The sequence below is a fragment of the Natrinema sp. 1APR25-10V2 genome, assembly GCF_031626495.1.
In the GTDB taxonomy this organism is placed as follows: domain Archaea; phylum Halobacteriota; class Halobacteria; order Halobacteriales; family Natrialbaceae; genus Natrinema.
The window spans coordinates 103,880-130,253 of sequence record NZ_JAMQOJ010000011.1; the positions used below are offsets into that span (position 1 = coordinate 103,880).

Annotated in this window: 22 protein-coding genes; 8 read left to right on the forward strand and 14 right to left on the reverse strand. The window is 65.8% G+C overall.

Annotation, left to right across the window (positions count from 1 at the left end; all coding sequences use genetic code 11):
* Positions 1-15: 15 nt before the first annotated feature.
* From NDO75_RS26850 to NDO75_RS26880, 7 genes are all read right to left on the reverse strand, one after another.
* A complete protein-coding gene (locus NDO75_RS26850) occupies positions 16-999 on the reverse strand; it encodes a phosphate ABC transporter substrate-binding protein PstS family protein (RefSeq protein ID WP_310909602.1) in 984 nt (327 codons plus the stop codon).
* 498 nt (positions 1,000-1,497) lie between these two features.
* Positions 1,498-2,523, reverse strand: a complete 1,026-nt coding sequence (locus NDO75_RS26855; RefSeq protein WP_310909603.1) for a PstS family phosphate ABC transporter substrate-binding protein — start codon at positions 2,521-2,523, stop codon at positions 1,498-1,500.
* 168 nt (positions 2,524-2,691) lie between these two features.
* Positions 2,692-3,414, reverse strand: coding sequence for a phosphate signaling complex protein PhoU (gene phoU / locus NDO75_RS26860; protein ID WP_310909604.1), 723 nt, complete (start codon positions 3,412-3,414; stop codon positions 2,692-2,694).
* Positions 3,415-3,418: 4 nt separating this feature from the next.
* Positions 3,419-4,351, reverse strand: coding sequence for a phosphate ABC transporter ATP-binding protein PstB (gene pstB / locus NDO75_RS26865; protein WP_310909605.1), 933 nt, complete (start codon positions 4,349-4,351; stop codon positions 3,419-3,421).
* Complete coding sequence (gene pstA, locus NDO75_RS26870; RefSeq protein WP_310909606.1) at positions 4,348-5,901, reverse strand: phosphate ABC transporter permease PstA; 1,554 nt, start codon at positions 5,899-5,901, stop codon at positions 4,348-4,350. Before pstA ends, pstB begins: the two co-directional genes overlap by 4 nt.
* Entirely contained in the window at positions 5,898-6,974 is a 1,077-nt protein-coding gene (gene pstC / locus NDO75_RS26875; protein WP_310909607.1) for a phosphate ABC transporter permease subunit PstC, read from the reverse strand. Before pstC ends, pstA begins: the two co-directional genes overlap by 4 nt.
* Before the next feature lie 30 nt (positions 6,975-7,004).
* Positions 7,005-8,096: a PstS family phosphate ABC transporter substrate-binding protein gene (locus tag NDO75_RS26880; protein ID WP_310909608.1), complete on the reverse strand. Its 1,092-nt coding sequence runs from the start codon at positions 8,094-8,096 to the stop codon at positions 7,005-7,007.
* A gap of 542 nt (positions 8,097-8,638) precedes the next feature.
* Here NDO75_RS26880 and NDO75_RS26885 point away from each other — a divergent pair.
* The 4 genes from NDO75_RS26885 (at position 8,639) to NDO75_RS26900 (ending at position 13,696) form a co-directional block, all read left to right on the forward strand.
* Positions 8,639-9,634: a PhoU domain-containing protein gene (locus tag NDO75_RS26885; RefSeq protein WP_310909609.1), complete on the forward strand. Its 996-nt coding sequence runs from the start codon at positions 8,639-8,641 to the stop codon at positions 9,632-9,634.
* Positions 9,635-9,856: 222 nt separating this feature from the next.
* The gene (locus tag NDO75_RS26890; protein WP_310909610.1) at positions 9,857-11,131 is read left to right on the forward strand and encodes a Single-stranded DNA binding protein; all 1,275 of its coding nucleotides are present in this window, start codon (positions 9,857-9,859) and stop codon (positions 11,129-11,131) included.
* Positions 11,128-12,840 (forward strand): hypothetical protein, encoded by a 1,713-nt coding sequence (locus NDO75_RS26895; RefSeq protein ID WP_310909611.1) that lies wholly within the window; start codon positions 11,128-11,130, stop codon positions 12,838-12,840. Before NDO75_RS26890 ends, NDO75_RS26895 begins: the two co-directional genes overlap by 4 nt.
* Positions 12,841-12,847: 7 nt before the next feature.
* Positions 12,848-13,696, forward strand: coding sequence for a metallophosphoesterase (locus NDO75_RS26900; protein WP_310909612.1), 849 nt, complete (start codon positions 12,848-12,850; stop codon positions 13,694-13,696).
* A gap of 54 nt (positions 13,697-13,750) precedes the next feature.
* Here the strand turns inward: NDO75_RS26900 and NDO75_RS26905 are convergent, their stop codons facing one another.
* Positions 13,751-14,068: a hypothetical protein gene (locus NDO75_RS26905; protein WP_310909613.1), complete on the reverse strand. Its 318-nt coding sequence runs from the start codon at positions 14,066-14,068 to the stop codon at positions 13,751-13,753.
* Positions 14,069-14,229: 161 nt separating this feature from the next.
* On the opposite strand from NDO75_RS26905, the gene NDO75_RS26910 reads away from it, so the two are divergent.
* Positions 14,230-14,463, forward strand: a complete 234-nt coding sequence (locus NDO75_RS26910) for a MarR family transcriptional regulator (protein WP_310909614.1) — start codon at positions 14,230-14,232, stop codon at positions 14,461-14,463.
* A 127-nt stretch (positions 14,464-14,590) separates the two neighbouring features.
* Here NDO75_RS26910 and glnA read toward each other — a convergent pair whose 3' ends face one another.
* Together glnA and NDO75_RS26920 are read right to left on the reverse strand one after the other, a co-directional pair.
* Positions 14,591-15,943, reverse strand: a complete 1,353-nt coding sequence (gene glnA / locus NDO75_RS26915; RefSeq protein ID WP_310909615.1) for a type I glutamate--ammonia ligase — start codon at positions 15,941-15,943, stop codon at positions 14,591-14,593.
* 255 nt (positions 15,944-16,198) lie between these two features.
* The gene (locus NDO75_RS26920) at positions 16,199-16,552 is read right to left on the reverse strand and encodes a hypothetical protein (protein ID WP_310909616.1); all 354 of its coding nucleotides are present in this window, start codon (positions 16,550-16,552) and stop codon (positions 16,199-16,201) included.
* A gap of 222 nt (positions 16,553-16,774) precedes the next feature.
* Here NDO75_RS26920 and NDO75_RS26925 point away from each other — a divergent pair, with 222 nt between their 5' ends.
* The 3 genes from NDO75_RS26925 (at position 16,775) to NDO75_RS26935 (ending at position 21,228) form a co-directional block, all read left to right on the forward strand.
* A complete protein-coding gene (locus NDO75_RS26925) occupies positions 16,775-17,125 on the forward strand; it encodes a thioredoxin family protein (protein ID WP_310909617.1) in 351 nt (116 codons plus the stop codon).
* A 90-nt stretch (positions 17,126-17,215) separates the two neighbouring features.
* Positions 17,216-18,706 (forward strand): ribonuclease H-like domain-containing protein, encoded by a 1,491-nt coding sequence (locus tag NDO75_RS26930; RefSeq protein ID WP_310909618.1) that lies wholly within the window; start codon positions 17,216-17,218, stop codon positions 18,704-18,706.
* Between the two features lie 2 nt (positions 18,707-18,708).
* Positions 18,709-21,228, forward strand: coding sequence for a DEAD/DEAH box helicase (locus NDO75_RS26935; RefSeq protein WP_310909619.1), 2,520 nt, complete (start codon positions 18,709-18,711; stop codon positions 21,226-21,228).
* A gap of 1 nt (position 21,229) precedes the next feature.
* Here the strand turns inward: NDO75_RS26935 and NDO75_RS26940 are convergent, their stop codons facing one another.
* The 4 genes from NDO75_RS26940 to NDO75_RS26955 all read right to left on the reverse strand — a co-directional run.
* Positions 21,230-21,580 (reverse strand): type IV toxin-antitoxin system AbiEi family antitoxin domain-containing protein, encoded by a 351-nt coding sequence (locus NDO75_RS26940; RefSeq protein WP_310909620.1) that lies wholly within the window; start codon positions 21,578-21,580, stop codon positions 21,230-21,232.
* 59 nt (positions 21,581-21,639) lie between these two features.
* Positions 21,640-22,047 (reverse strand): hypothetical protein, encoded by a 408-nt coding sequence (locus NDO75_RS26945; RefSeq protein ID WP_310909622.1) that lies wholly within the window; start codon positions 22,045-22,047, stop codon positions 21,640-21,642.
* Positions 22,048-22,192: 145 nt separating this feature from the next.
* Positions 22,193-26,068 carry a PAS domain-containing protein gene (locus tag NDO75_RS26950; RefSeq protein WP_310909624.1) on the reverse strand — a complete coding sequence of 1,292 codons (3,876 nt, stop codon included), beginning with the start codon at positions 26,066-26,068 and terminating at the stop codon, positions 22,193-22,195.
* Between the two features lie 187 nt (positions 26,069-26,255).
* On the reverse strand, positions 26,256-26,374 hold a 119-nt coding region (locus tag NDO75_RS26955; protein WP_310906775.1), incomplete at its 5' end, for an integrase core domain-containing protein.

Below are 26,374 nucleotides of genomic sequence, written 5' to 3' on the forward strand. Positions count from 1 at the left end.
TTCGGTTCGCCGCGCTCAGTTCACCGCGTTCTCGAGCTTTTCGAGGTTCGACTGCGCCTGCTCTTCGCTGACGGGGACGTAGCCGACGTCGCTGATAGTGTTAGTCGACGACTGCTCGATGTAGAACTCGACGAAGTTGTAGACCGGATCGCGCTGGAGCGCTTCCTCGCTGGCGTAGATGTACAGCGGTCGCGCCATCGGGTAGTCGCCCGACTGCGCTGCGTCGATGCTCGGGGCGACACACTCGCCGCCCTCGCTCTGGCTGATCTCGAGCGCCTTGAGCTTGTCTTCGTTCTGCTGATAGTACGCGTAGCCGAAGTAGCCGATCGCGTTCTCGGTCGACGAGATTCCCGTAATGAGCTCGTTGTCGTTTTCCGTCTTCTCGTACTGCTGAACGTGGCTACCAGCGTCGCCGATCACGTTGTTCCGGAACCAGTCGAAGGTCCCCGACGTCGACGGCGGGCCGTAGCGCTGAATCTGTGCGTCGGGCCACTCGGAGTTGACGTCGGACCAGGTCTGTGCACCGTTCTGGCTCCAGATCTGGGCGAGCTGGTCGTAGCTGAGACAGTCGACCGGTGAGTCGTTGTTAACGGCCATGGTGACGGCGTCTTTTCCGATCTGGAACTCGATCGGTTCGACACCGTTGTCACGACAGTTCTGCAGTTCCGCGTCCTGAATCGGTCGCGACGCACCGTTGATGTCGGAGTTACCCGGACAGAAGTTGTTACTGAACCCGCCACCGGTCCCCGTCGAATCGGTGGTGACGCTCACGTCGTCGTTCTGCTCCATGAACTGCTCGGCGAGCGTGTCGGAAACCGGGAAGACCGTACTGCTCCCGGTGACGACGACTCGTTCTCGGTCCCCGTTCCCGCTTCCGGCCCCGTTTCCGGTGTTCTCGGTACACCCGGCCAGAGAGAGCGCGCCGACTGCGCCCGTCGCGGCCAGCACCTTCCGTCGAGAAAACGAGCGAACCGAACGATCCGTCTTGGTATCAGTCATCAGGTGAACGTTCGACTGTATATAGAAATACGATGCTATGTTAGCTATATAGTCCTACATACCGAGCCATAGCCGCAATCGAAGCGGAGCGGAATCGAAATAATCGGGTTCAAAACCCCTCTGCGGCACGAATAGTCGATTGTGGCGACGGGAGGCACTGTCACAATTGATTACATAGCTGACTATAGCCAAACGAGACTATAGATACACTCGAACTATAGTGGTTGGCTCGTGTGAGCAATTCTCAATGGCGTGCGTCCCCGCTCGCGCCACCAAAGCCGTCGAAACGGGACGGTTCACAACGGCAGGTCGTCTATAGATCCGGCGCAAATGCCCCGACTAGTGGAGTACCCACCTCGAGGAACCGGCTCTCGTCGATGCCGCGTCGACGGACAGCAGAACCGAATCGGTCGAGCCGACGGCTCGTCGACGGGAACCCACCGACGAACGGACGACGACCGCTCGAGGGCGATCGACGTAGTCCGGAGGATACCGAGACTACGCGCCCGCGATCTCCTCGAGCGCGCTCAGGTTCTCGCCCGCCTGCTCCTCGCTCGAGGGGACGTAGTTGACCTCCTCGGCGATCCAGTCGGCGGTCGAGTTCTCGAGGTAGAATCGGACGAACTCGGAGACGACCTCGCGCTGCAGCGCTTCTTCGGACGGATAGATGAACAGCGGCCGTGCCATCGGATAGGATCCCGTCTTGGCCGCTTCGAGGGTCGGCTCTGCGCAGGCGTCGCTCGCGTTTGCTTTGATGTCGAGCGCTTTCACGCGATCCGCGTTCTCGGCGTAGTAGCCGTAGCCGAAGTAGCCCATCGCGTACGGGCTGCCCTCGAGTCCCTGCACGATGGTGGTGTCGTCTTCCGTGCCGACGTAGTCGCTGCGGTGGCCGGCGTCGCCGACGACGTTCGCGGAGAACCAGTCGTAGGTTCCAGAGGTCGTGTCGGGACCGTAGAGTTCGAACGGTTCGTCGGGCCAGGACGAATCGATGTCGGCCCAGGTTTCCGCACCTCCCTCGCCCCAGATCTGAGCCAGTTGGTCGAACGACATGCAGTCGACCCAGTCGTTCTCGGTGCTGACGGCCATCGTGAGCGCGTCGCCCGCGATTTGCATTTCGACGGGCGTGACGCCGTTCCCGGTGCAGTGATCCTGTTCGGCGGTTTTGATCGGCCGAGAGGCCGCGTTGATGTCCGAATCACCGGGACAGAAGTGGTTCTCGAACCCGCCGCCGCTGCCGGTCGACTTGACCGTGACGGTGACGTTCGGATGCTTCGCCATGAACCGATCGCGCATCGCCTGCGAAATCGGAAAGGCGGTACTCGAGCCCGTGACGACGACCTCTCCCGACAGTCCATCGTCGCTGCTCTCGTCGCCATCGTCGCTCTCGGGTTCGCTTTCGCTCCCGTCGTCGCTCTCGCTCGAGAGACACCCCGCGAGTGCGGCCGTTCCGCCCCCGCCGACAGTCGTGAGAAGTTTTCGTCGCGATACCCTTTCGACGGACCGCCCGAACCGGTCGTTCTGCATCACGTGAAAGACTCGAAAGGCTATAAAAAAGGGATGCTATGAGAACTGTATATCCGTCAATAGGGGCACATTCGGATACACAGTAGCGTCCATCGACGGAGCCGGTGCCGCCACGGGTCAGTTCCGATCGAATACCACAGTACGACCGCTCGAGTCCGCGCGACCGTCTCAGCGGAGGAGTTCGTCGCTGTTCTCGAGGGCGTACAGCGTCCGGGCGGCGACGTTGACGGCGTGATCGCCGACGCGTTCGATGTCGCGAGCGATCACGAGCGTTCGCGAGACGTCGGCGAGAACGTCGGACACCGGCGGATCGCCGGCCGAATCGGCCGCGATCGTCCGATCGTCGGTCGCGTCGACGCCCTCGACGCGGAGGTCGATACAGGTCCGGACGACGCGCTCGGCAACGCCGGCACAGCGGGCATCGAGTTCGTCGTCGCGCTCCGCAACCGCGAAACAGGCGGTTGGCTCCTCCGTGACGAGCGCCTCGAGCGCTTGCTCGAGCATCTCGAGCGCGAGCGCGGCGATCCGCTCGAAATCGACGTCGGGAAGCGGCGGCGACGATTCGGTCGCGTCCAGCGCGTACTCGGCCAGGTTGGTCGCGAGGTCGCCGACGCGTTCCAGGTCGGTGGCGATCTTGAACGCGGCGACGACGATCCGCAGGTCGCCGGCGACCGGCTGGTGGAGCGCGAGCAGGTCGAGGCACTCGCTCTCGAGCTCGAGCGAGCGGCGGTTGACGGTGCGGTCGCCCTCGATGACCTCGCGTGCGAGCGGCCGATCGCCGGTGAACAGTGCAGTGAAGCCGTCGGCGAGCTGTTCGTAGACGAGATCGCCCATCGCGACGATGGCCTCGCGAAGGCGCTCGAGGCGGTCCCGGTAGTCCTCGCGGGCCATCGCCTCACCCGAACTTGCCGGTGACGTAGTCCTCGACCCGGTCGCTCTCGGGGTCCTCGAAGATCTTGTCGGTGTCGTCGTACTCGACGAGCTGACCGCCAGTGAGGAAGACGGCAGTCTGGTCACTGATCCGCGCGGCCTGTTGCATGTTGTGAGTGACGACGACGACGGTATACTCCTCGGCGAGCTGCTCGATGAGGTCCTCGATCTTGGCGGTCGCGATCGGGTCGAGCGCGCTCGCGGGCTCGTCCATCAGGATCACGTTCGGGTCGACGGCGAGACAGCGCGCGATGCACAGGCGCTGTTGCTGGCCACCGGAGAGCCCGAGCGCGTTGTCCTCGAGGCGATCGGACACTTCGTCCCACAGCGCCGCCTGCTTCAGCGAGCGCTCGACGATCTCCCGCTCGACCTCGCTGTCGTCGTTGCCGAGCAGGCGGCCCAGCAGGCCGACGTTGACGTCGCCGTGCTTGCGCGGTCCGTAGGAGACGTTCTCGCGGATCGACTTCGGGAACGGGTTCGGGCTCTGGAACACCATCCCGACCTTCTTCCGGAGTTCGACCAGATCTGTCTCGTCCTCGTAGATGTTCTCGCCGTCGATCTCGACGGTCCCCTCGACCCGGGCGCTGTCGATCCGGTCGTTCATCCGGTTGAGACACCGAAGGAACGTCGACTTCCCGCAGCCCGACGGGCCGATCAGGGCCGTCACGCTCTGCTCGGGAATGTCCATCGAGATGCTGTCGATGGCGTGGTCGTCTCCGTAGTAGACGTCGAGGTCCTCGACCGTGATCGCGGCCTCGCCCTCGAACTCGTAGTCGGTCCACGAGTCGACGAGTCGCTCGTCGGTTTCGACGTCGACCGTGAGGCTGTTGGAGTGCTGTTCCGTGATGTCGTTCGATTGCTGTTCCTCGTTCATTCGCGTCACTGATTGGTCGCTCATTGGTGTAGCTTCCTCCTGAAGTAGATCCGCGAGGCGATGCCGATGGCGTAGAAGCCGAGCACCACCATCAGCAGTACGAGGGCGGTCCCCCATCCGAACGCCTCCTCTTGGCCGACGCCGGCAGTGATGACGGCGTACAGCTGGTATGGGAGCGCGCTCGAGGCCTGTAGCAACGCCTCGTTCTGGACGAACGGCGGCGTCGCGACGAACCGGAACGAGCCGAGTACGCTCGGTGCGCGGGCCGGGAACGGCTGACCGCTGGTGACCAGCAGGATCGGCGCCGTCTCCCCGGCGATCCGGCCGACGCCGAGGATCACGCCGGTGACGACGCCGGGCATCGCGGCCGGCAGCACGACGCTCCGGATCGTCTGCCACTGGTCGACGCCGAGAGCGGCGCTGGCGTCCCGGTACTCGTCGGGGACGCTCTTGATCGACTCTCGGCTCGTGATCACGACCAGTGGGAGGAGCATGAACCCGAGCACGAACATCCCGGCGAGCAGCGAGTTGCTGTTGCCGAATCGCGGGACGAGAAACGCGTATCCGAAGAGGCCGTAGACGATGCTGGGCGTGCTCCAGAGCGCGTTTGTTGCAGTCTCGATGACCGCGGTGAACCGACCCTGCTCGGCGTACTCGGTGAGGAACACGGCGGCGCCGATCCCCATCGGGACCGCCAGCACCACTGCGCCGATCACGAGCCAGACCGTGCCGACGATGGCCGGAAAGATGCCGTTGTACTGCTGGCCCAGCATGACGCCGTTCGTGAGGAACGGGACCGAGATGCCCAGTCCCGGACCGAACTGTGCGCCCTCGAGGAGCTTCGGCAGCCCCTTTCGGACGACGAAGAGGATTAGCAACAAGAGCACGGCGATCATGCCGAAGGCGTTCAGCCCGATCAGCAGGTAGGCGCCGTTCTGGCGGCCCTGACTGCCGAAGCCTGCCGCGACGATGGCGCCGCTCCAGGCGACGAGCAGACTGAGCGCGATCGTCACCAGGGGAACGACGATCGGCGCGTGGAACGTCGCGTCCAGCGACGGCGGGTTCCAGAACCAGCCGGCGTCGACGACGCCGGAGACGAGCAGTCCTCCCCAGACGAGTCCGAGCAGGCCGACGGGCAAGGTGGTACCGAGGTCCTCCGGGAGGACGGCGACGCCCGCGGTCACGACGAGTGCGACGACGATTCCCGCGAGGGCGCTACCGGTCGCGCCGACTTCGAAGAGGATCGTGGTCGCGAGTCCGCCGGCGGCGAAGCCGACGACGCCGATTCCGAAACCGGTGCCGATGCCGGTGTAGCGGTCGGCCGTCGTCTCGAAGGCACCGACGTACGACGCGATTCCGGAGGCGATCAGCCCGAGCCCGGCGAGCAGGAACACCGCGCCGAACATCGTGAACAGTGATAGTCCCGCCACGGCGGTGTCCGTCCCCGTGCGCTCGAATAGCGTCGTCCAGCCGAGCAGGAACGTCACGATCGAGAGACCGACGACGCCCAGCGCGACGCGGTCGAACAGGTCGACCGCCGGTGCGGCCGTTCGAGTTGCGGTCTGCTCGCTCATGAGTCACCCTGTAGCTGTATCTGCATGCGACGTTCGATGTACTGTGACGCGACCGACAGCACGGTGACGGTGACGAACAGCACGACTCCAGCCGCGAACAGTGCACTCATGTGCGTGCTGCTCGCGACGCCGTACTGGCTCGCGATGAGGCTGGTTAGAGTCTCGGTGTTGCCGAAGACGTCGTACAGCGGCTCCGGCAGGACCTGGGCGTGGCCCAGGATCACCGTCGCCGCCATCGTCTCGCCGATGGCGCGGCCGACGCCGAGCAACACGGCGGCGGAGACGCCCGAGAACGCCGCTGGCAGCGTGATGCTCTTGATCGTCTGCCAGTCAGTCGTCCCCAGCGCGAGCGACCCGCTCTTCATCGACTCGGGGACGCTCGAGATGGCGTCCTCGGCGACGGAGACGACCGTCGGCAGCGCCATCAGCCCGACGACCAGCCCGACGATGACGAGGCTGCCCGACGTGGGCAGGTCGAGGTTCTCCATCATGTAGTCGTTCAGGATGGTGAAGCCGATGAAGCCGTAGACGATCGACGGGATGCCCGCCAGCGTCTCGACGGCGGGCTTGACGACCTCGCGGACGGCGTCGGGCGCGATCTCGCTGATGAACAGCGCGCCCGCGACGCCGAGGGGCCCGGCGATCAGCATCGCCAGCACCGTCGTGACGAGCGTACCCCACATCATCGGGACGAGCGAGTACACTTCCTCGCCGCGGGTCACCCACATCCGCCCGGACGTCTTGGTGAACATCGCGAGGCCCATCTCCCGTATCGCCGGGAGCGCCTCGACGATGAGGTAGACGGTAATCAGCGCGAGGATCGCCCCCGTCGCGATCGTCGCGAGGAAGGTCAGTGCCTTCGCCGTCGTCGCCTGATGGTTCCACAGTCCGTACCCGACGGTGAACAGGAACCCCGCGAGGGGCAACGCCGTGAACGGGGACCCGATCAGGAACGCGACGGCCGATCCGAGTAGACACAGCGCTCCCACCGCTCCCAGCGTTACGACGCCGTCGTCGGCCGACTCGACTCCGAGGCGGTCCTTCAATTGTTGGTGTAGTTCTGTCGTTGACATAAAATAACAGTGATTGAACGGCGACGCGCGTTAGTTCGACTGCTCGGGGAGCTTCGAGCGCTGCTCTTCCCGTTCCTCGGGCGGGAGCATGAAGTAGTTGTTCGGCTTGACGAAGTGGAGTTGGCCGAACTCGCTCAGCAGCATGTTGATGAACGCCGCCTCCTTCTTACTGGTGCCCTCGTAGGTGTAGCAGTGGAGCTCACGGGAGAGCGGGTAGTCCTTCGAGCCGAGGTTCTCGCCGAGCGTGTAGGTCGTCCCATCGAGTTCGAGCGAGATCGCGGGAACGCGGTCCATGTCCACGAACGCGAGCGCCATGTACGCGATAGCGTTGTCGGAGTCCGCGACCGTCGTCTGGACCTGCTGGTTCTGGCCCTTTCGGACGTCGACGGACATCTCGGCCTCGGGGTCACCGAGCATGTTGGCGCGGAACGCCGTGTCCGTACCGGAGCCGACCGCGCGGCCGACCGCCTGAATCTCCTTGTCGGGGCCGTTGTAGCTGGGGATCTCGGACCAGTTCGTGATCTCGCCGGTGTAGATCTCGCGAACCTGATCGCCGGTCAGCTTCTCGACGCCCGCGTCCCAGATTTCCTTGCTCACGACGACGGGCTGGCCGTCGCGCGCGACGACGTGGTCGGTGTACTTGTCGAGCTCTTCCTGGCTGGCGTCGGGGAGCTCGTCGGCGACGCTCGAACTGGCGTCGCCGATGTCGACCTGCCCGTTCGCGACCTTCTCGATGCCGGTCCCGGAGTGGCTCAGACCGACGTTGACCGAGAACGGCGGCGCGGCGCCGTCCTTGGGCTCGAAGCCGTAGAGGCCCGCCCAGTAGTCGGCGAGGTTCTTGTTGTCGGAGTTTTCGATCTTGTCGTAGCCGGGCGCGGTGCCTTCATCATTGGAGCCCCAGTACTCGCCGTCGTCGGCGGGGTGGTTGGAGTTCCAATAGGACGCCGCGTCGGACGTGATCGGATAGACCGTCGAGGAACCGTCCGCGGTCAGCGGACCGCTGCCACTACTTCCTCCGTCGCTTCCGAGGCAGCCTGCTGCTGCCGCAATACCGGTAACACCCGTCGCGGCGATAAACTTCCGTCGCGATACTGCGTCGCGTCCGAACTGGTTGTCTGCCATCACGTGGTTGATTCGAGACGGTATAAAAAAGGGATGCTATGAACCATATATACCGATCAGTGGACACATATTCCTATATAGTTATATTTTGACGGTGGCGATGGCGTCGAAACGCGGTCTCGTCGGGCGCTGAAACGCGACCGGTTCGGACGACCAACCATCGGACGCTCGAGGGGCGTCAGCTCTAATTCGGGCGCTGACGGCTTGGATACCCGGTATTCGGCGGTGAGAATTCGTGAAAGCGTCTGCGGCAGACACCCGCTACCGCCGATCAGAGATCGCGGGGCGACGGCTATAGGGGTAGCTGCCAATATGGGTACCTGTCTATCCGCAGGGGGCGAAACCGCTCATACGAGGACGAACCGATTTGTTGCCCATAGCTATATATCGCTATTTACCCCACCGCCACCAACTGTACCTATATGTACTCCTCCGTTCGGTAACCGGCCAGAAACGACCCCTTCAACGCTTCTCTACCGATGATCAGACATCTCTCTATAGATCCACGTATATTTATGTTCGAGCGATCGAAACCCCGCTCTATGGAGACGCGAAAAGTCCAGGTGACGGGCGGATCGACGTACACGGTTTCCCTTCCGAAGACGTGGGCGACCGCGAACGACGTCAGTGCCGGGACGACCGTCGAGTTCTATCCGGAAGACGATTCGCTGTTGCTGACCCCGCAAAGCGAGACGGACCGACAGGAAGGCTCCCTCGACATCTCGAGCCTCGAGGGTGAGCGGCTGACCCGGGCCGTGATGACGATGTACGTCAGCGGCTTCGACATCATCCGTCTCGAGGCCAGTCGCATCACGACCGACCAGCGCCGGGCGATCCGGAGCGCGACGCAGGGACTGGTCGGCGTCGAAGTCCTCGAGGAGACCAGCGACAGCGTGGTCATTCAGGACCTGCTCGACTCCTCCGAACTCTCGATCGTCAACGCCGTCACGCGCATGCGACTAATTTCACAATCGATGCTCGAGGATGCCGTTCGGGCGCTGATCGAGGACGACGACGACATCGCCCACGACGTGATCGAGCGCGACGACGACGTCGACCGCCTCTGGCTCGTCGTCTCGCGGATTTTCCGCGCGACGCTTCGCTCGCCCCGAGCGGCCGAGGAACTGGGCGTCCCCCGCGAGGACTGCTTCGACTACCACTCCAGTGCCCGACAGCTCGAGCGAGTCGCTGACCACGCGACCAAGATCAGTAACCTCGCGCTCAAGCTCGACGAGATCCCCGACGACGTCGCTGACGCGCTCGCGGAACTGGAGGGCGACGCCTCGACCGTGCTGGAGAAGTCGATGGACGCGCTGTTCGCCGAGGAGACCGAGAAAGCGAATCGGCTCGGCCACGACGCTCGCGAGGCCGTCCTCGATATCGACGAGCACACGCGCCAGATCGACGACATGCTCCGCGATCTCGAGCCGGTTCAGGCCCAGTCGCTGGGGCTGATCGTCGACTCGCTGTCCCGGAGCGCCGACTACGGCGGTAACATCGCCGAGACGGCGCTGCAGAAGGCCGCGCCGCGTCCCTGATCGCTCGAGCGCGACCACAGGTAGCAGTCACTGACACGCGCTTCGGCGTGGGAGTGACGCACTACGCCGTCGTCCCTGTCGACCGGGCAGTTCAGCGGAGTGCCGACGAATATCTTCCCCGAGCGCTGCTCTCGATCGCAGACGACGTCTGCGGGGGTCCGCTGCGTTCACTTTCACCGCTCTGCGGGAACTCTTTTTAAGCCCCACTACGAAAGGAGAGTGATGGAACTCGACGATCATGCCGAGGATCTCGCCTCCGACCTCGGTGTCGACAAAGAGGAGGTCAAAGACGACCTGCAGAACTTGGTGGAGTACAGCGTTCCGATCGACGAGGCTAAACAGAGCCTTCGACGCAAATACGGCGACGGGTCCAGCGGCGGTGGCGGGACGCCGTCGGCGAAAGACATCGCCGATATCACGCCCGACGACAGCAACGTCACCGTCACCGGCGTCGTCCTGACCGCGGGCGAGCGATCGATCCGCTATCAGGGCGACGATCACGTCATCGTCGAAGGCCGGCTGGCCGACGAGACCGGCGTCATCGACTATACGGCGTGGGAGGACTTCGGCCTCTCCCCGGGCGATACGATCACCGCGGGCAACGCGGGCGTCCGCGAGTGGGACGGCGAACCCGAACTCAATCTCGGCGAGAGTACCTCGCTCTCGTTCGAGGCGGAGTCGCGCGAGGTACCCTACGAAATCGGCGGCGACGCCGACCTGGCCGACCTGCGGACCGGCGACCGCGCCGTCACGATCGAGGTCTCGGTGCTCGAGTGCGAGCGCAAGACTATCGACGGTCGCGACGGCGAGACGGACATCCTGAGCGGCGTCTTTGGCGACGAGAGCGGTCGACTCCCCTTCACGAACTGGGACCCCGCCCCGGCGATCGAGGACGGCGGCACGGTTCGTATCGAGAACGCCTACGTTCAGGAGTTCCGGGGCGTTCCCGAGGTCAACGTCTCCGAGTTCTCGACGGTCACCCCGCTCGACCGCGAGATCGACGTCGGGAGCGACACCACGACGATGGACGTCGCCGACGCCGTCGGTACCGGCGGGATCTACGACGTCGAAGTCGTGGGCAACCTGCTCGCGGTCCGGGACGGCTCCGGACTGATCCAGCGCTGTCCGGAGTGTTACCGGGTCATACAGAAGGGACAGTGCCGGACCCACGGTGACGTCGACGGGATCGACGATCTACGCGTGAAGGCGATCCTCGACGACGGCACCGGCACCGTCACCGTCGTCCTCGACGACGAGCTGACCGAGCGGGTCTACGGCGGCACCTTGGACGGCGCCCTCGAGCAGGCTCGCGAGGCGATGGACCAGGAAGTCGTCGCGGACACGATCCGCGAACGTATCGTCGGCCGCGAGTACCGCGTGCGCGGCCACCTCTCGGTCGACGAGTACGGCGCGAATCTCGACGCCGAGCACTTCGAGGAGAGCGACGACGATCCGGCCGCGCGTGCGACGGCCCTGCTCGAGGAGGTGGACGCATGAGCGCGAACGGCGACGGAAACGGCGACGACGAGGTGCCGGGGCGAGAGATCGCCTACCGCCTGTTCGCCGCCGAGTACGACGACGCCTCGCTCTCCTACGCCGAGAGCGACGAAGAGCGGGCACCGAACTACGTGATCTCGCCGACCGGTGCGCGGCTCAACCGCGTCTTCGCCGTCGGGACGCTCACCGAAGTCACGTCGGTCAACGACGAGATGGTCCGCGCCCGCGTCGTCGATCCGACCGGCGCGTTCGTCGTCTACGCCGGCCAGTACCAGCCCGACGAACTGGCGTTCTTAGAGCAGACCGAGCCGCCGGCTTTCGTCGCAGTGACGGGCAAAGCCCGGACCTTCCAGCCCGACGACTCCGACCAGGTCTATACGTCGATTCGACCCGAGAGCATCGCCACGGTCGACGCGGACACCCGCGATCGCTGGGTCGTCAGTGCAGCCGAACGGACGCTCGAGCGCGTCGGCACCTACGCCGCAGCCGCCGAGCTAGAGGCGAGTGGCGACGCACTGACCGACGCGCTGCTCGAGGCCGGCGTCGAATCCGGTCTCGCGGCGGGGATTCCGCTCGCGCAAGATCACTACGGGACGACGCCGTCGTACCTCGCGGCGCTGCGCGAGTGTGCGATCGAGGCCTGTGAGGTCGTCGCCGGCGACCGCGATCAGGTGAGCGGGCTCGACGTCGCACCCGACGGGACGAGCCCCGAGTTCGACGTGTCGTTCGACTCACTCGCGGACCTCGAGCGCGTCGACGCCGACGCGCTCGAGACCGGTGGCGAGGCCGAACCCGAACCGGAATCGGCGGAGCCGGCACCGGAGCCAGAACCGGCGACGGCCACGCCCGGCGGCGGCGAGCCGGACGCCGCGTCCGAGGAGGCCCACTCCGGATCCGCCGCTGGAACGGCCGCGAGCGCCGGTTCCGAGACGACCGACGTCGACACCGAACCGGTAGCCGCGACTGCGAGTTCCGAATCGGAGTCGACCGCGAGCGACGTCGACGAACCGAGCGCCGACGCTGGCGTCGAAGAACCGGCCGACGAAGGGACCGGGGAAGCGTCCGACGAAATCGCGACCGCACCCGAAGAAGAGGATCTCGGCGATTTCGACGCCGGCGACGCGGACGACGGCGGCATGTACGAGATGGACGACGAGGAACGCGAAGAGCTCGAGGAGCAGTTCGGCGCGGAGTTCACCACCGGTTCCGAAGTCGACGAACCCGGCACGGCCGACATCGACGTCCCCGAACCCGACGAGTCGGGGGTCGGCGGGAACGAGAGCGAGTCCGAGCCGGCGGCCGACGCTGGCAACTCCGCCGAGTCGGACGACGAACTCGGTGCACCGCCCGAATCGGGGCTCGAGGCCACGGACGCCGACGGGGCGGACGAAATCGAGAGCGACGCAGAAACGGACGCCGCGGCCGAGGACGAATCGACGGCCGAGCCCGAAGCTGCGCCCGCAGACGAATCCGAAGCGGGAGACGTAGATGAAGACGAGGAACCCGCCGAAGACGTCGATCTCGAGTCCTACGTCGTCGAGACGATGGAGCAACTCGACGACGGAAGCGGTGCCGATCGGGACGAACTGATCGAGACGGTCGCCGCGGACACCGGCGCGTCGGAAGACGACGTCGAAGACGCGATCCAGGACGCGTTGATGGGCGGTCAGTGTTACGAGCCCGACGACGAGACGCTGAAAGCGATCTGACTTCGCGATGGGCGACGACTCCGGCCGACCGGCTCCGTCGGCCCCGCGATCGCCGTCGACGCGCCCGCTGGTCGAACCGATCCCCGGCGAGCCCGCCGCGACCGCAGCGATCGGCGACGAGCGCGCGCTGCTCGTCGCCGATTACCACGCCGGTTACGAGGCCGGCCTGCGGTACGAACGCGGCATCGACGTTCCCAGCCGGGCCGCCGACCGCCGCGACCTGCTCTGTGGGTTGCTCGAGCGCACCCGCCCCGATCGACTGGTCGTCTGCGGCGATCTGATGCACTCCATCGGCGACCCCGGCGGGGCAGAGCGCGGCGAACTCGAGGTGCTGTTCGAATCGTTCGCCGCCGAACTGGCGATCACCGTCGTCAAGGGCAACCACGACGGGCGCATCGAGACCTGGCTCGCGGACGACGACGAGATCGACGTCTCGGTCGCCGTCGAACCCGGCGCGGGCGTCGCGCTCGGGGACGTCGGCGTCTGTCACGGCCACACCTGGCCCGCACCGGCGGTCCTCGAGCGCGAGGTCGTCGTTCTCGGCCACGAACATCCCTGTGTGCGACTCGAGGACGAGGTCGGCGGCAGTCGCGTCGAGCGGGCGTGGCTGCGCGGCCGGCTCGATCCCGCACCCTTTCGCGACCGAACCGAGTACGAGGACGTGTCGTGGCTCGAGCGCGAGGGTGCGTCGCCGCCGCGTGTCGTCGTGCTCCCGGCGTTCAACGATCTCGTCGGCGGGACGTGGATCAACGTGGCTGGCCAGTCGTTTCTCTCGCCGTTCCTGCCCGACGGACTGGCCGACGGCGAGGCCTACCTTCTGGACGGGACGCGGCTCGGCCCGTACGAGTCGGTGTGAACGCGTCGTCTCCGGCCGGTGCGACCGCGCCGACCGCTATCACGGTCGACGGCGCTATCGTCGCACCGTCTCCGATCTGATCTCGTCGCCCTCGCGCCACTGATAATAGTAGTACTCGGTTCCGGCGATCTCCGTCACCGAGACGCTCGCCCGGTCCGGGACACCGTCGGGATACGTGTCCGGCTCGCCGTCCGCCGGCGTCGGTTTCGCTTCGTCATCGGCCGTCCGGTCCTCTTTCCAGGCCGCCAGCGTCTCGAGATAGCGGCTCGCTGTACGGAGCGTCGCCGGATCGCTACTCTCGAGTTCCGCGAGCGCCTCCCGATGGGTCCGATCCAGCGCCGCCGGCGGAGACGGGCGGTCGTCAGCGGTCATGTTCGTCGTGGACGGCCGGACAGCCTAAAGTACTCCGTTCCGGACCGTCTCGAGCACCGAAGTCTGTGATGTGTTGTCGATGGTGCTATTGACACCTAGTATTCATTAATCCCCGACCACGCGTGGATTTATATACCAGAACGAGGTCCGTTCGGGTGACAATGAACTCACAGAAACACCGTTCCACGACACAGATCGATCCGGTTCCCGACGACCTCGAATCGGCGCGAGCGAAACTGGTGTACATCTACCTCGAGGCGGCCGACGGCGCGACGGCCGAAGAACTGGGCGACATCCTTGCGATGAAGAAGATCAACATCCTGAGCGTCCTGAACTCGCTCTCGAGTGCGGGCTACATCGAGCGAACGGGCTCGGAGTACGTCGTCACGAATTGATCGGCGAGTGAAGTGTCGGGGACGACGGTGCCGTCGCCGTTTTTGCGCAGTGGTCCGAAAGAACGACAGCGATACCGGGCGGAATCGCCCGCACTGCAAGAGGTGGTCGGGTCCCGTCGCAGCGGCGTCAGAACGTCTCGAGGTAGCGGTCGAGCTCCCACTGGGAGACGTCGACGAGGTAGTCCTGGAACTCCTGTTCCTTGGCTTCGACGAACTTCGGTCCGACGTGCTCGCCGAGCGCGCTGTAGATGACCTCGTCTTCCTCGAGGGCCTCGACGGCCTCGCCGAGGTTGGTCGGCAGCGTGTCGATGCCGTACTCTTCGCGCTTCTCCTCGTCGAACTCGTAGATGTTCTCGCGGACCGGGTCGGGACACTCGAGGTCGCGTTCGATCCCGTCGAGACCCGCGTGAATCATGACGGCGAGCGCGAGGTAGGGGTTACAGGATGGGTCGGGAGAACGCAGTTCGACGCGCGACGCAGCCGGGACGCGGGCCGCGGGTTTGCGGATCAGCGCCGAGCGGTTGCGGTCCGACCAGGCGACGTAGACCGGCGCTTCGTAGCCGGGCACGAGTCGCTTGTAACTGTTCACCGTTGGGTTCGCGATCGCCGTGATCGCCGGCGCGTGCTCGAGGATGCCGGCGATGAACGAGTGTGCGGTCTCCGAGAGGTCGAACTCGTCGTCGGCGTCGTGGAACGCGTTTTCGCCGTCCTCGAACAGCGAGAGGTGGGTGTGCATCCCCGAGCCGTTGATGCGCGGGATCGGCTTGGGCATGAACGTCGCGTGCTGGTCGTGCTGGGCGGCGATCGCGCGAACGACCGTACGGAACGTCGCGACGTTGTCGGCCGTCGTCAGGGCGTCGTCGTACTCGAAGTTGATCTCGTGCTGGCCGCGAGCGACCTCGTGGTGGCTCGCCTCGATCTCGAAGCCCATGTCCTCGAGGCCGTAGATGATGTCGCGGCGAACGTCGCTCGCGAGGTCTTTCGGCGCGAGGTCGAAGTAGCCGCCGTGGTCGCCCGTCTCCGTCGTCGCACGGCCGTCCTCGTCCTCCTCGAAGAGGAAGAACTCGGGTTCGGGCGCGGCGTTGACCGTGTAACCGAGGTCGTCGGCGCGCTCGAGGGCGTTCTTGAGAACGCGACGCGGGTCGCCCTCGAAGGGCTCGCCCGTCGAGGTATCGATGACGTCGCAGATCATCCGGGCCGACGCGCCGTCGTCGCGGTTCTGCCACGGCAGGATCGCGAACGTTTCGGGGTCGGGTTTGAGCCGCATGTCCGACTCCTGAATGCGAACGAAGCCTTCGATCGAGGAGCCGTCGAAGTAGATCCCCTCGGTAAACGCCTTCTCGGCCTGACGGGCCGGGACGGAGACGTTCTTGACAGTTCCCAGGATGTCGGTGAACTGTAGCCGCAGGAAGTCGATGTCCTGTTCCTCGATTTCGTCCAGTACGTCTTCCTCCACTCCGGTGAGATTTCCGTTCGTCATCTTCTGCTCGGATAGTGCAAAGGATTCTAGTATTAAAGCTCTGCTGTTGTGGGCGAATCTTCGTAAATGGGCGAAAAAGTGGATGGTTGTAATTTATAATATGTCATATTGGGATCGAAGATGACGTTCCCCGGAAAAGTATTAACCGAATTGGATGACCGTTTACCGCTGGTGTCGATAATCGTCGCGTCAGTCCGTTCTTTCCCTAGTGCGTTCGCCCCGTTTCGCTAGGCAACCCGGACGTACGGCGTCAGGTCATCCGGACTCGTGGTGCTGCCGGTTGGCCGCCAGCCGAATACCGCTCAGTGCGGCCAAACTCGAGAGGCCAGCATCGACGCTCGCCCGCCAGATCGTCGCCGACGCACGGAGAGCGTGTCGCCACGCCGTGATCGGTCCCGCTGTCGGTCGGTCGCCTCTCGGCGTGGTCGCTCGGGGCCGCTCCGCGAGCGTCGTCTCACAGACGGGGCAGACGTACGCGACGCGCTGGTTTCGCGAACGCAGGTCCCAGTCACCGTCGACGGGACTCGAGTGGTCGCACTCCCAGCAGAACAGCGTCGCTTTTCGACGCGTCGGCGCACCGTCGGTGGGGTCGGATGCGGGCCGGGTCATCGCGACAGGGTACGCACGCCAGCTATAAAATCACCCAACGTCGATCGTTCACACAAAACAGTCCGGCGGTGAATCATCGCTGCGACAACGTCCACCGATCCGAAAGCTAGCGGAAGACCGGACGACTGCGACCGGTTCGTGGCCCGGTGTACGCCATCGGACGCTCGCTCCCGAACCGCCACGTCCGCCACAGGTTTCCCCAGCCGGGCCGTACCCCGTGACATGACCGCGTCCGACAAACCGAGCCGACTCGAGACTGGTGACGACCTCGACGCGTTCGTCGAGTCCCACGACGTGGCGCTCGTGGAGTTCTACACCAGCGGCTGTGCGATGTGCCAGGCCATGGAACCGGTGCTCGGAAACGTCGCTCGAGCGACCGACGTCGCGATCGGAATGGTCAATCCGGGCGACGACATCGAACTCGTCGATCGGTTCGACGTTCGGTCGGTACCGACGCTGATCCTGTTCGAAGACGGCGACGAGACAGCGCGATTGGCCGAGGGATTCCAGGGCGGTGACGCCGTCACCGACTTCCTCGCCGACCACGTACCGGCCGCCGTCGGAGCGAACTGAGCGCTCCGCTCCCGTTCGTCTCACCGGGCCGCCGCCGCGGACCGTTCACGTCGGCGAACGCTTATGGCCGCCCGCCGGCATTCCACGGCTATGACCGCGGAGGACGGTGCCGATCTGCTGGCACTGCGTTGTGATGCCGTCGCCGATCTGACGAACGCGGCGCTGTCCGACCTCCTCGAGTACGTCGCTCCCGACCTGATTTACGTCGTCCGCGAGGCGTCCGACGTTCGGGTCGTCAGTCGTCTCCGACGCGCGTTCGACGGGCCAGTCGTCGCCGCCACCGGCCCCGCCGACGTGCGGCTCGAAACCGTCGCGGGCGTCTCGTTCGCGTTCGCGAGTGCGATATCGCTGCTCGAGGATCCGTCCGACGCTGCGGGCAATGCGGACACCTGCGATCCGTGGGACGCCGAGTTCGTCGTCTGCGACGACATCGCGCCGACGACCGACCCGGTCGCGCTCGAGGCGACCCTCGCCGGCAGCGATACCCTCGCCCGCTGCCGGTCGCAGGCGAGCGAGCCGACGACGTTTCTCACCGGCGCGCTCGAGGCGAGTTACGACCACGTCTGGACGGCGACCGTCGACGGCGATCCCGTCCGGCTACCGGTGCGAGGCGTCGCGCCGCTGCGCCGGTCAGGCACGGCCGAACTCGCCTGCCTCACCTGCGACTGGAGCGGCTCCGCGGCGGTCTCGTCGGTGCCGGCCGACCGGTTCGGGCTGCGGGCGCTGGCCGGCGTCGGCCCGACGACCGCCGAGCGGCTCCGGGCGAATGGCTACGATACGCGCGCGGCCGTCGCCGACGCCGCGGCGGCGGAGCTGCGATCGATCGGGGGCATCGGCGACTCGACGGCTCGAGAAATCGTTCACAGCGCCCGCGCGCTCGCGGCGTCGCGCGTCGTCCGCCGGACCGACGAACCGGTTCCGCCGGCGGCCGAGTCGGCGACGCCGCTGTTCGTCGACATCGAGACCGACGGGCTCCAGCCGACGATCATCTGGCTGATCGGCGTCTACGACCCGGAGCGCGACGCGTACGTCGACTTCGTCGACACCGAGCCGAGCCGCGACGATCCCGGCGCGGCGACCCGCGAGTTCGTCTCGTGGCTGGCCGCCGAGTACGACGACCCGTCGCTGATCGCGTGGAACGGCCACGACTTCGACTACGAACACCTCGAGCGCTTTATCGCCCGCTACGCGCCCGAGTATCACCAGTACTGGACCGAGAACGTGTACAGATACGATCTCTACGACTGGGCCGTGCGCCGGGACAACGCCGTCCTCCCGGGCCGTACCAACCGACTCGAGGACGTGGCAGCGGCACTGGGTTGCGAGCGGTCGGGGCCGGCTGCGGCCCTCGATGGGAAGTCACTCGCCGAGCGGATCCGGCGGCTGCTCGAGGACTCCGGCGGGACCGATTCCGACGCATCCGCCCGGGCAATCGATTGGGCGGCTGCCCGAGGGTACTGCGAAGCGGACGTTCGCGAACTGGCCGCGGTCGCCGACGCCATCGCGGCGGCCGAGCCGGCGACCGGCAGCGATCGAACGACCGGCGGCGAAACGACCCAGACCGGACTCGCGGACTTCTGACCATGTCATTCGACGATATCGATCCATCGACCGAGAGCCGATCCGAGGCCGGCTCGGACGGCCTCGCGCTGACCGCCGAGGAGCTGCGCGAGACGTACCCGGCGAACCGCTACCACGGACAACTTCACGAGGCGTTCACGCTGCCGGCCGAGCCGGCCAGTCACGTCCCGGCCGAGGACGTGCTCCCGCCGGACCTCGCGGCGCGCCTGGGGGTCGATCCCTGGAGCCACCAGGCCGCAGCGCTCGAGGCGCTCGCTGACGGAGAGAACGTCTGCGTCGCGACCTCCACGTCGTCCGGGAAGACCTACGTCTACGGACTCCACGTCGCGCGGCGATTTCGCGAGAACCCCGACGTTCGCGCGTTGCTCGTCTACCCGACGAAGGCGCTCAGCCGCGATCAGGAGCGAGAGTTGAACGATCTCTTCGACTCGCTCGGGCTAGACGTCACGGTCGGGGTCTACGACGGCGACACGAAACGCGAGGGGAAAGCCCGCATCCGCGAGGAGGCGAACGTCGTCATCACGAACTTCGCGGGGCTGAACCAGTACCTCGAGGGGCACCACCGCTGGGCGGCGTTCCACGCGAACTGCGAGTTGATCGTGGTCGACGAGGCCCACGCGTGGACCGGGATCGGCGGGATGCACGCCGCCTGGATCCTCCGGCGTGCCCGCCGACTGATCGACTGGTACGGCGGCGACCCCCAGTACGTGCTGACGACCGCGACGATCGGCAATCCGGCCGAACACGCCCGCGCACTGACCGGCGAGCCGGCGACGGTGATCGACGAGGACGGCTCGCCCAGCGGCCGCCGTCACCTCGCGTTCTGGGATCCGCCGACGGAGGACGGATCGGGACGCGACGAGGCCGAGTGGTCGCCGAGCAAACGGCCCGCGACCGTCGAAGCGCCCGAGGTCTGGGCCCACTGCTCCTACCACGGCGTCCCCTCGCTGTTGTTCTGTGATTCCAGGAAACAGACCGAACTGGCCGTCGGTCGCGCGCGCGAGTACCTCGAGAGCGCCACGCTTCCCTACCGCGGTTCGACCGACCTCGCCGCGTACAACGCGGGCCACGGCAAGCGCTCCAGGCGAGGGACCGAGAACCGACTGAAGAGCGGCGACCTAGACGGCGTCGCGACGACCAGCGCGCTCGAGGTGGGCATCGACGTCGGCGGAATCGACGGCACCGTCCTGCTGGGCTACCCCGGCTCTCGGCAGTCGTTCTGGCAGCGGCTCGGCCGCGCGGGCCGCGGCGAGCGCGAGTCGCTCTCGGTATTCGTCCCGGCGCACGCGACGCTCGACCAGTACATCCTCCGGCACCCGGAGTACCTCCTCGAGGAGGAACCCGAGAGCGCGGTCGTCGACCTCGAGAACAACCCGGTCTACCTGCGACAGCTGCGGTGTGCCGCCCAGGAGCTACCGCTGCGCAGGGAAGACGCAGCCCGGTTCGGCGGGATCGAGCGCCTCGAGCGCGCCGTCGAGTACGGTCGGCGGACGGGCGATCTCGAGGGCTCGCTCGCGGGCGGGGTGACATACGCCCACCGCGATCGGCCCCAGGACGAGATCAGCCTCTACGCGTCGGGTGGGAACGGCTTCGAGGTCCGACTGGCCGGCGAGGGATCGATCGACCACCGGCCGATCGGACGCGCACGCGCGTATCGGGACTACCACGAGGGCGCGACGGTACTCTACCGGGGCGACCAGTACGAAGTCGTCGCGCTGCGCGAGGACCGACCGCAGCCGTTCGTCGAACTCGAGCCGGCCGACGTCGACTACTACACGCAGTCCCAGCGCCGGACGACGATCTACGACACCGAGGTCCGCGAGTCCCGCGACGTGGGACCGTTCCGGCTCAACTGGGGGTACGGCACGGTCACGGTCCACCACGACACCTTCACGAAGCGAGAGATCGGTACCGGCGACGTGCAGGCCGTCGGCCTCGAGACGGGGGTTCCGCCCCTGGAGATGCGTACCCAGCTGTGCTGGGTCGAGGTGCCCAGCGAGATAGAACGGGCCGTGACGACTGCTCACAGCGACTACCGAAACGACGACTGCGAGGACCTGCCGCCGCGACTCCACGGCTACCTCGGCGGGATCCACGCCATCGAACACGCGATGATCGGCGTCGCGCCCCTCGAGCTCACCGTCGACGCGGCCGACCTCGGCGGGCTCGCGACGAACCGGCTTCCCGACGGCACCGGAAAGAGCGGGTGGTTCATCTACGACGGCGTCGAAGGGGGCCTCGGCTTCTCGCGACGCATCTACGAGGAGTACGAGGCGGTCGCGCGCCGGGCGCGGGACCTGATAACCGACTGCGAGTGCGGGCGCGAAGAGGGCTGTCCCGCCTGTCTGATGGATCCGCGCTGTGGCAACGACAACCGACCGCTGTACGCGCCCGCCGCAACCGACGTGATCGACGCGCTGCTCGGCGATATCGATCGAATGGAAGCAACGTTCGAGCCGGCCGACGGCGACCGCGGCAAGAACGAGCGGGACGACCGTCGGCCGCCGGCGTCGGTCTCCTAGACTACTCCTCGGGCTCGAGTTCGCTCGGATCGAGCTCGTCAGCGAGGTACTGCTCGCCCGCGTCGGCCAGTTCGTAGACGCCGGGTATGAGTTTCTCGAGCAGCCCGTACTTGGTCAGCTCCCGGCAGCGAAATGCCGCGTAGTTCCCGCGACAGAGTCCCTCCGCCTCGATATCCGAGGGTTCGAAGACATCCTCGTCGGAGTGGAACAACTCGAGGATCGGCCTGTCGACGGGATGCATCCACTCGGCGTCCGTCTCCTCGTCTTTCAGTTCCCCGTCGGCATCGGGGTCGGCGTCGCGTTCCGAGTCCGGGTCCGATTCGGGATCGGCGTCGTTCGTAGAGTCGTCCATCGACGGACACGTCGCGCTCCGACAAGGAACGTTTGTCGCTCTCGACGGAAGTGCGTCGACTACGTTCGGTCCGGCGCGCCGTAATCGACGTGAACGTTCGGCGTCGTCGCCGGCTCGAGCCCCGTGATCCCGCGGTCGACGAACGTAACGTCCGTCAGGTCACCCGAGAAGCGAAACGCTACCGTTTCGCTCTCGACCGTCCCTTCGACGGTGGTTCCCGAGAGGACGGTCACGTCCGCAGTGGCCGATTCGTCCGCCAGTTCGATCTCGCCGTCGACGGTGAGTTCGAAACTCGAGGGGGTGCCCTGGCCGATAATCGTCAGCGTGTTCCGGCCGTCGGCGCTCGCTGCCGATCGCGTCGCTGCGATCGTCGCCGTTGCAGCCGATTCGGTGCCGATCGGTGACGGCGGCTGGTCGGTGGGAACCTGCCTCCGATCGCGGTCAGCGGTCACGTTCTCGTGTGCCATATGATGGAGTCAGTCGGGTATGACAGTATAAGCCTTCTCACTGAACTAACGGTCAGAACACTCGAAATATAACTGCTCGAGCGAGACCGGCGCGGAATTTTGCGCGATAGTATCGGATTCCGTTTCCGTCTCGAGCGACCGACACTCAGGTCGACGACGGTGCCGAGAGCAGCGATTCGAACACCTTCTTCTGGGATCGACGGAGGTGCTGGTGGAACGTCGCCGGGGCGATATCGAGCGAGTCGGCGACGTCCTCGCCGGTGGTGTCGCGGGGCCATTCGAAAAAGCCCGCGTGGTAAGCGGCCTCGAGAGTCGCTCGCTGGCGGTCGGTGAGATCCTCCGAGAGGAGGTTTCGGACGCGGTCGGCAGTCGTATCGCGGCGCGTGATCTGGCGGTGTTTCAGCAGCTCTGCGGCCGGATAGGCCGTCTGGACGACGTCGATAACGCGCCGGATGCCACCGCCCGGTGTCAGGTGGATGGTCATCCGGTAGTCGCCGTCTTCGATGACGGCGCTCTCGACTGCCCCGCCGAGCGAGGCGACGGCCGACAGCACCGGGGGCTCGGAGAGCCGCAGTTCGAAGCGCTGCACTTCACCGTCGTCTCGGAACGTCACGTCGATCCAGTGGGGTAGCGCGTCAACGATGGCCGCGACGCTGTCGACCGCGTCGTCAGTTGCGGTCCCGTACTGGAGGTACTCGTCGTCCTCGATCGGGACGGTGTGGTCGAGCGTGATCATGCCGTCGGTCTCGAGGTCGATCCCGAGCGCGTCGAAGACGTCTCGGATGCGGAACTCGAGTTCGACGACCTCGTCGCTCATCAGCGCCCGTTTGCGCTCGGCGGCGGCGATAGCGTGGCCCACAACCTCACCGAGCCGGCCGATCACCGATCGCTCCTGCTCTTCGAACGCGTTCGGCCGTTCGGCGTAGACGTTCAGGACGCCGTAGACGGTGTCCTCGTGGACGATCGGGATCGCCGCCGAGGAGCGGAAGCCGTACTCCTCGATGTGATCCCGCCAGGGATCGTGTCTGGAATCGGCGACGATGTCCCGGGTCGTCTGAATCTCGCGGTACTGGATCGCCCTCCCGGTCGGTCCCATACTGCGCTCGTCGTCCGGATCGACGGAGATAGTGATCCCGTCGAGGTAGCCCTCGACGCCCGCTTCCGCCCGCAGGTTGACCGTCTGTGAGGCGACGTCGACGTCGCCGATCCAGGCGAACAGGTAGGAATCCGTCGCGGCGAGGTGTTCGCAGACGGCCCGCTCGATCTCGTCGCGCGTGGATTGTTCGAGGACCGCCTCGGTGATTCGGTGGACGACGTCGTTCAAGTTGTTGAGCGCGGCGAGTTGTTCGCGCTGGCGCTCGAGTTCCCGCTCGCGTTCCTTCTGCTCGGTGATCTCCTGAGACATCGCTATGGCGGTGAACACGTCGTCGCTATCGTCGCGAACCGGCAAGAAGTGGAACTCGTAGGTCCTGCCGTCGATCGTGTCCTCGAACTCAGCGGTCTCCCCGTCGAGGGCCGCCTCGTACCGTGGGATGACGACCTCCGCGATCTGGTCTGGAAGCGCGTCGTGCAGGCGTTTCCCCTCGAGGTCCGACCGCGTCACGTCCGTGTTCCCTTCCGGCGTGCCGCCGAAGGTGACGTAGCGGAGGTCCTCGTCGACGAGAGCGACGGCTCCGTTGGGGAAGTTCTCGACGAGCGTTCGGTACCGACGTTGCGATTCCTCGAGTTCCCGCTCGCGCTCCTTTCGGTCGGTGATATCGGTAAAGTAGACGGAGAGGCCTGATTCCGAGGGGTAGAGCCGGACAATCTCCCAGATACCGAGCGGCTCAGAAAAGCGCTCGAAACTCGTCGCGGTCTGGGTGGCCATCGCCGTCTCGAACCGGTCACGAATCGGATCGTCGTCGTCGACGGACAGCGCCTCCCAGACGGTCTGTCCCAGCAGGTCGGCTTCGTCGTGGCCGAGGAGTTCCTCGGCGCGTTCGTTGACGTACGTGAATCGGAACTCGTCGTCGACCGCGTAGAACGCGTCGTCGATCCGTTCGAAGACGTCCTCGAGTTCCCTCTCTAAGTCGTCGCGCTGGCGCTCGAGCTGGTGGGCCTGTTCCTTGATCTGCGTGATATCCTCGAGGGCGACGACCACCTGCTGGACCTCGCCCGTCTCGTCGATGACTGGCGAGGAGTTGCTCGACAGCCAGCGATCGGTTCCGTCGGAGAGGGTAATGCCGTGGCGGAACCCGAAGACAGGTTCTCCCGTCTCGAGAACCTCCGTGACCGGATGCTCGTCGGGGCCGATCGGAACGCCGTCCTCGTCCCAGATGTCCCATTCCGGGTCGTCGTACGTCCGACCTTCGATCCCAGACCCTGTCAACCCGAGTAGCTCCTCGGCACGAGAGTTTGCTCGGCGGATCGAACCCTGGTCGTCGAGGACGGCGATCCCGACCGGACTCGTCTCGAGGACGTTTTCCATGAGGTCCCGCTGGTGTTCGAGTTCATCTTCGGCCTGCTTTCGGGTGACGAGACTCCCGAGTTCCGCCGCGGTCGAGGTAACGACCTGGACCATCCAGTCATCTCGCCGCCTCGCATGGGACATGTAGAACTCCAGGATCACCCCCACCTCGCCGTCGACGAGCACGGGGACCCCAAGACCTGCCTTCACCCCGGCCTCGGCCGCGAGCGATGCCCGGTGGTACTCCTCCTCGGAAATCTCCGAGACATCGGAATACCAGACGGGCTCTCCCGACTCGAGCACACGTCCGGGGATCCCCTCCCCTGGGCCGAAGGTAAAGTCCGTGGACACCTCGTTGAAGCGGGTGAACGCATCCGACTCGGCGTACGACGAGGACAGGCGCTCGGCGGTCCCGTCTTCGGTCGGGGTCCAGGCCTGACCAACCTCCCAGTCCGTCCACTCACAAACGTGCTCCATTGCTGATTGGAGCCCCTTCTCCAGCGAGGTCGCCTCCGCGATGGACCGATTCACCGATAGCTGGAGTTGTTGCTCTTCCCGGGCCCGTTTGCGCTCGGTCATGTCTCGGGTGACCTTCGCGTACCCCTCGAGGTCGCCGTCGTCGCGGACCGCGGTGATGGTGACGCTGGCCCAGAACCGCGAGCCGTCTGCTCGGACGCGCCACCCTTCGTCTTCGATCGATCCCTCCTCGGCGGCGGCCGCCAGGTTCGACTCGGGAACCCCGGCTTGCCGATCGTCCGCGGTGTAGAACGTCGAGACGTGTTCGCCCAGCACCTCCTCGGTCGCGTACCCTTTGATCCGTTCGGCCCCCGCGTTCCAGCTACGGACGCGCCCGTCCGCGTCGAGCATGAAAATCGCGTACTCCTCGACGGCGTCGACCAGCGATTCGAACTTCGTTCGATCTTCCCGCCGGGCGCGCTCCGTGCGTTTCTGGTCGGTGATGTCGTAATAGAGTTCGACTCGGCCGCCGGCGTAGGCTCCGGACTCGATCGGCTCGCTCCGGTGCTCGAGCCAGCGCCCTTCCCGGCCCTCGTCCGGGGTCACGCGGCACTCGAACCGTTCGGGGTACGTGTTCTCCTCGTACGTCGCCAGCACGGTGTCGGCGAACGAGTCCCCGTCCGCGATCATCGGCGCGATGCGATCCCGGACGAGTCTCCGTTTGTCTCGGCCGAGGACGCGCTCGCGCTCGAGTCCGAGGTACCGCTCGGTGGCGTCGTTGAGCCACGCGACCTCGAAATCCTCGTCGAGAACGAACACCGCGACCTCGGCGTCGTCCAACACGTCGTCGATCAGCGACTCGGCGACCGACTGCCCTGCTCCGGCGTCGACGGCACGGTCGACCGTCGCCGACTGGGGGCGCCACCAGACGCGTCCGCTAGCGCCGACTTTCTTCGTCTCGAGTTCGCCGTGATCGACGAGCCGCTCGAGGCGTTCGTACGTACTGCGCCGACCGAGATCGAGGCGCTCGGCTATCTCGGTCGTCGTCCGAGGAGTCCCGGACCCGTCGAAGAGGCGCAGCGTTTCCCGGAGACTGTCGGTCAACGAGCGCGACGTCATTACCGGACACAATGTACGGGTGCGTATCAACCCTCCGCCGACGGAGGCGTTCCGAAACCGAATCCGTACTCGGGTCAGTCCCACACCGTCCTCGCGTCCGCGGAGGCGAAACCGGAGCCGACGGAGTATACACCTAAACACCTCTAGCTCATCCTTACCCGTAAACGGATACTGTTGAGGGTACTGTCTAGTTTAGAACCTCCGCTGGTGTCTGTCCGTTGAATGATTGGTGTGGTCGCTGCGTGTTATAGTAGTGTACGAATTGTTCAATCCATTCTCTGGCGCTCGCTCGACTGCCCACCCATG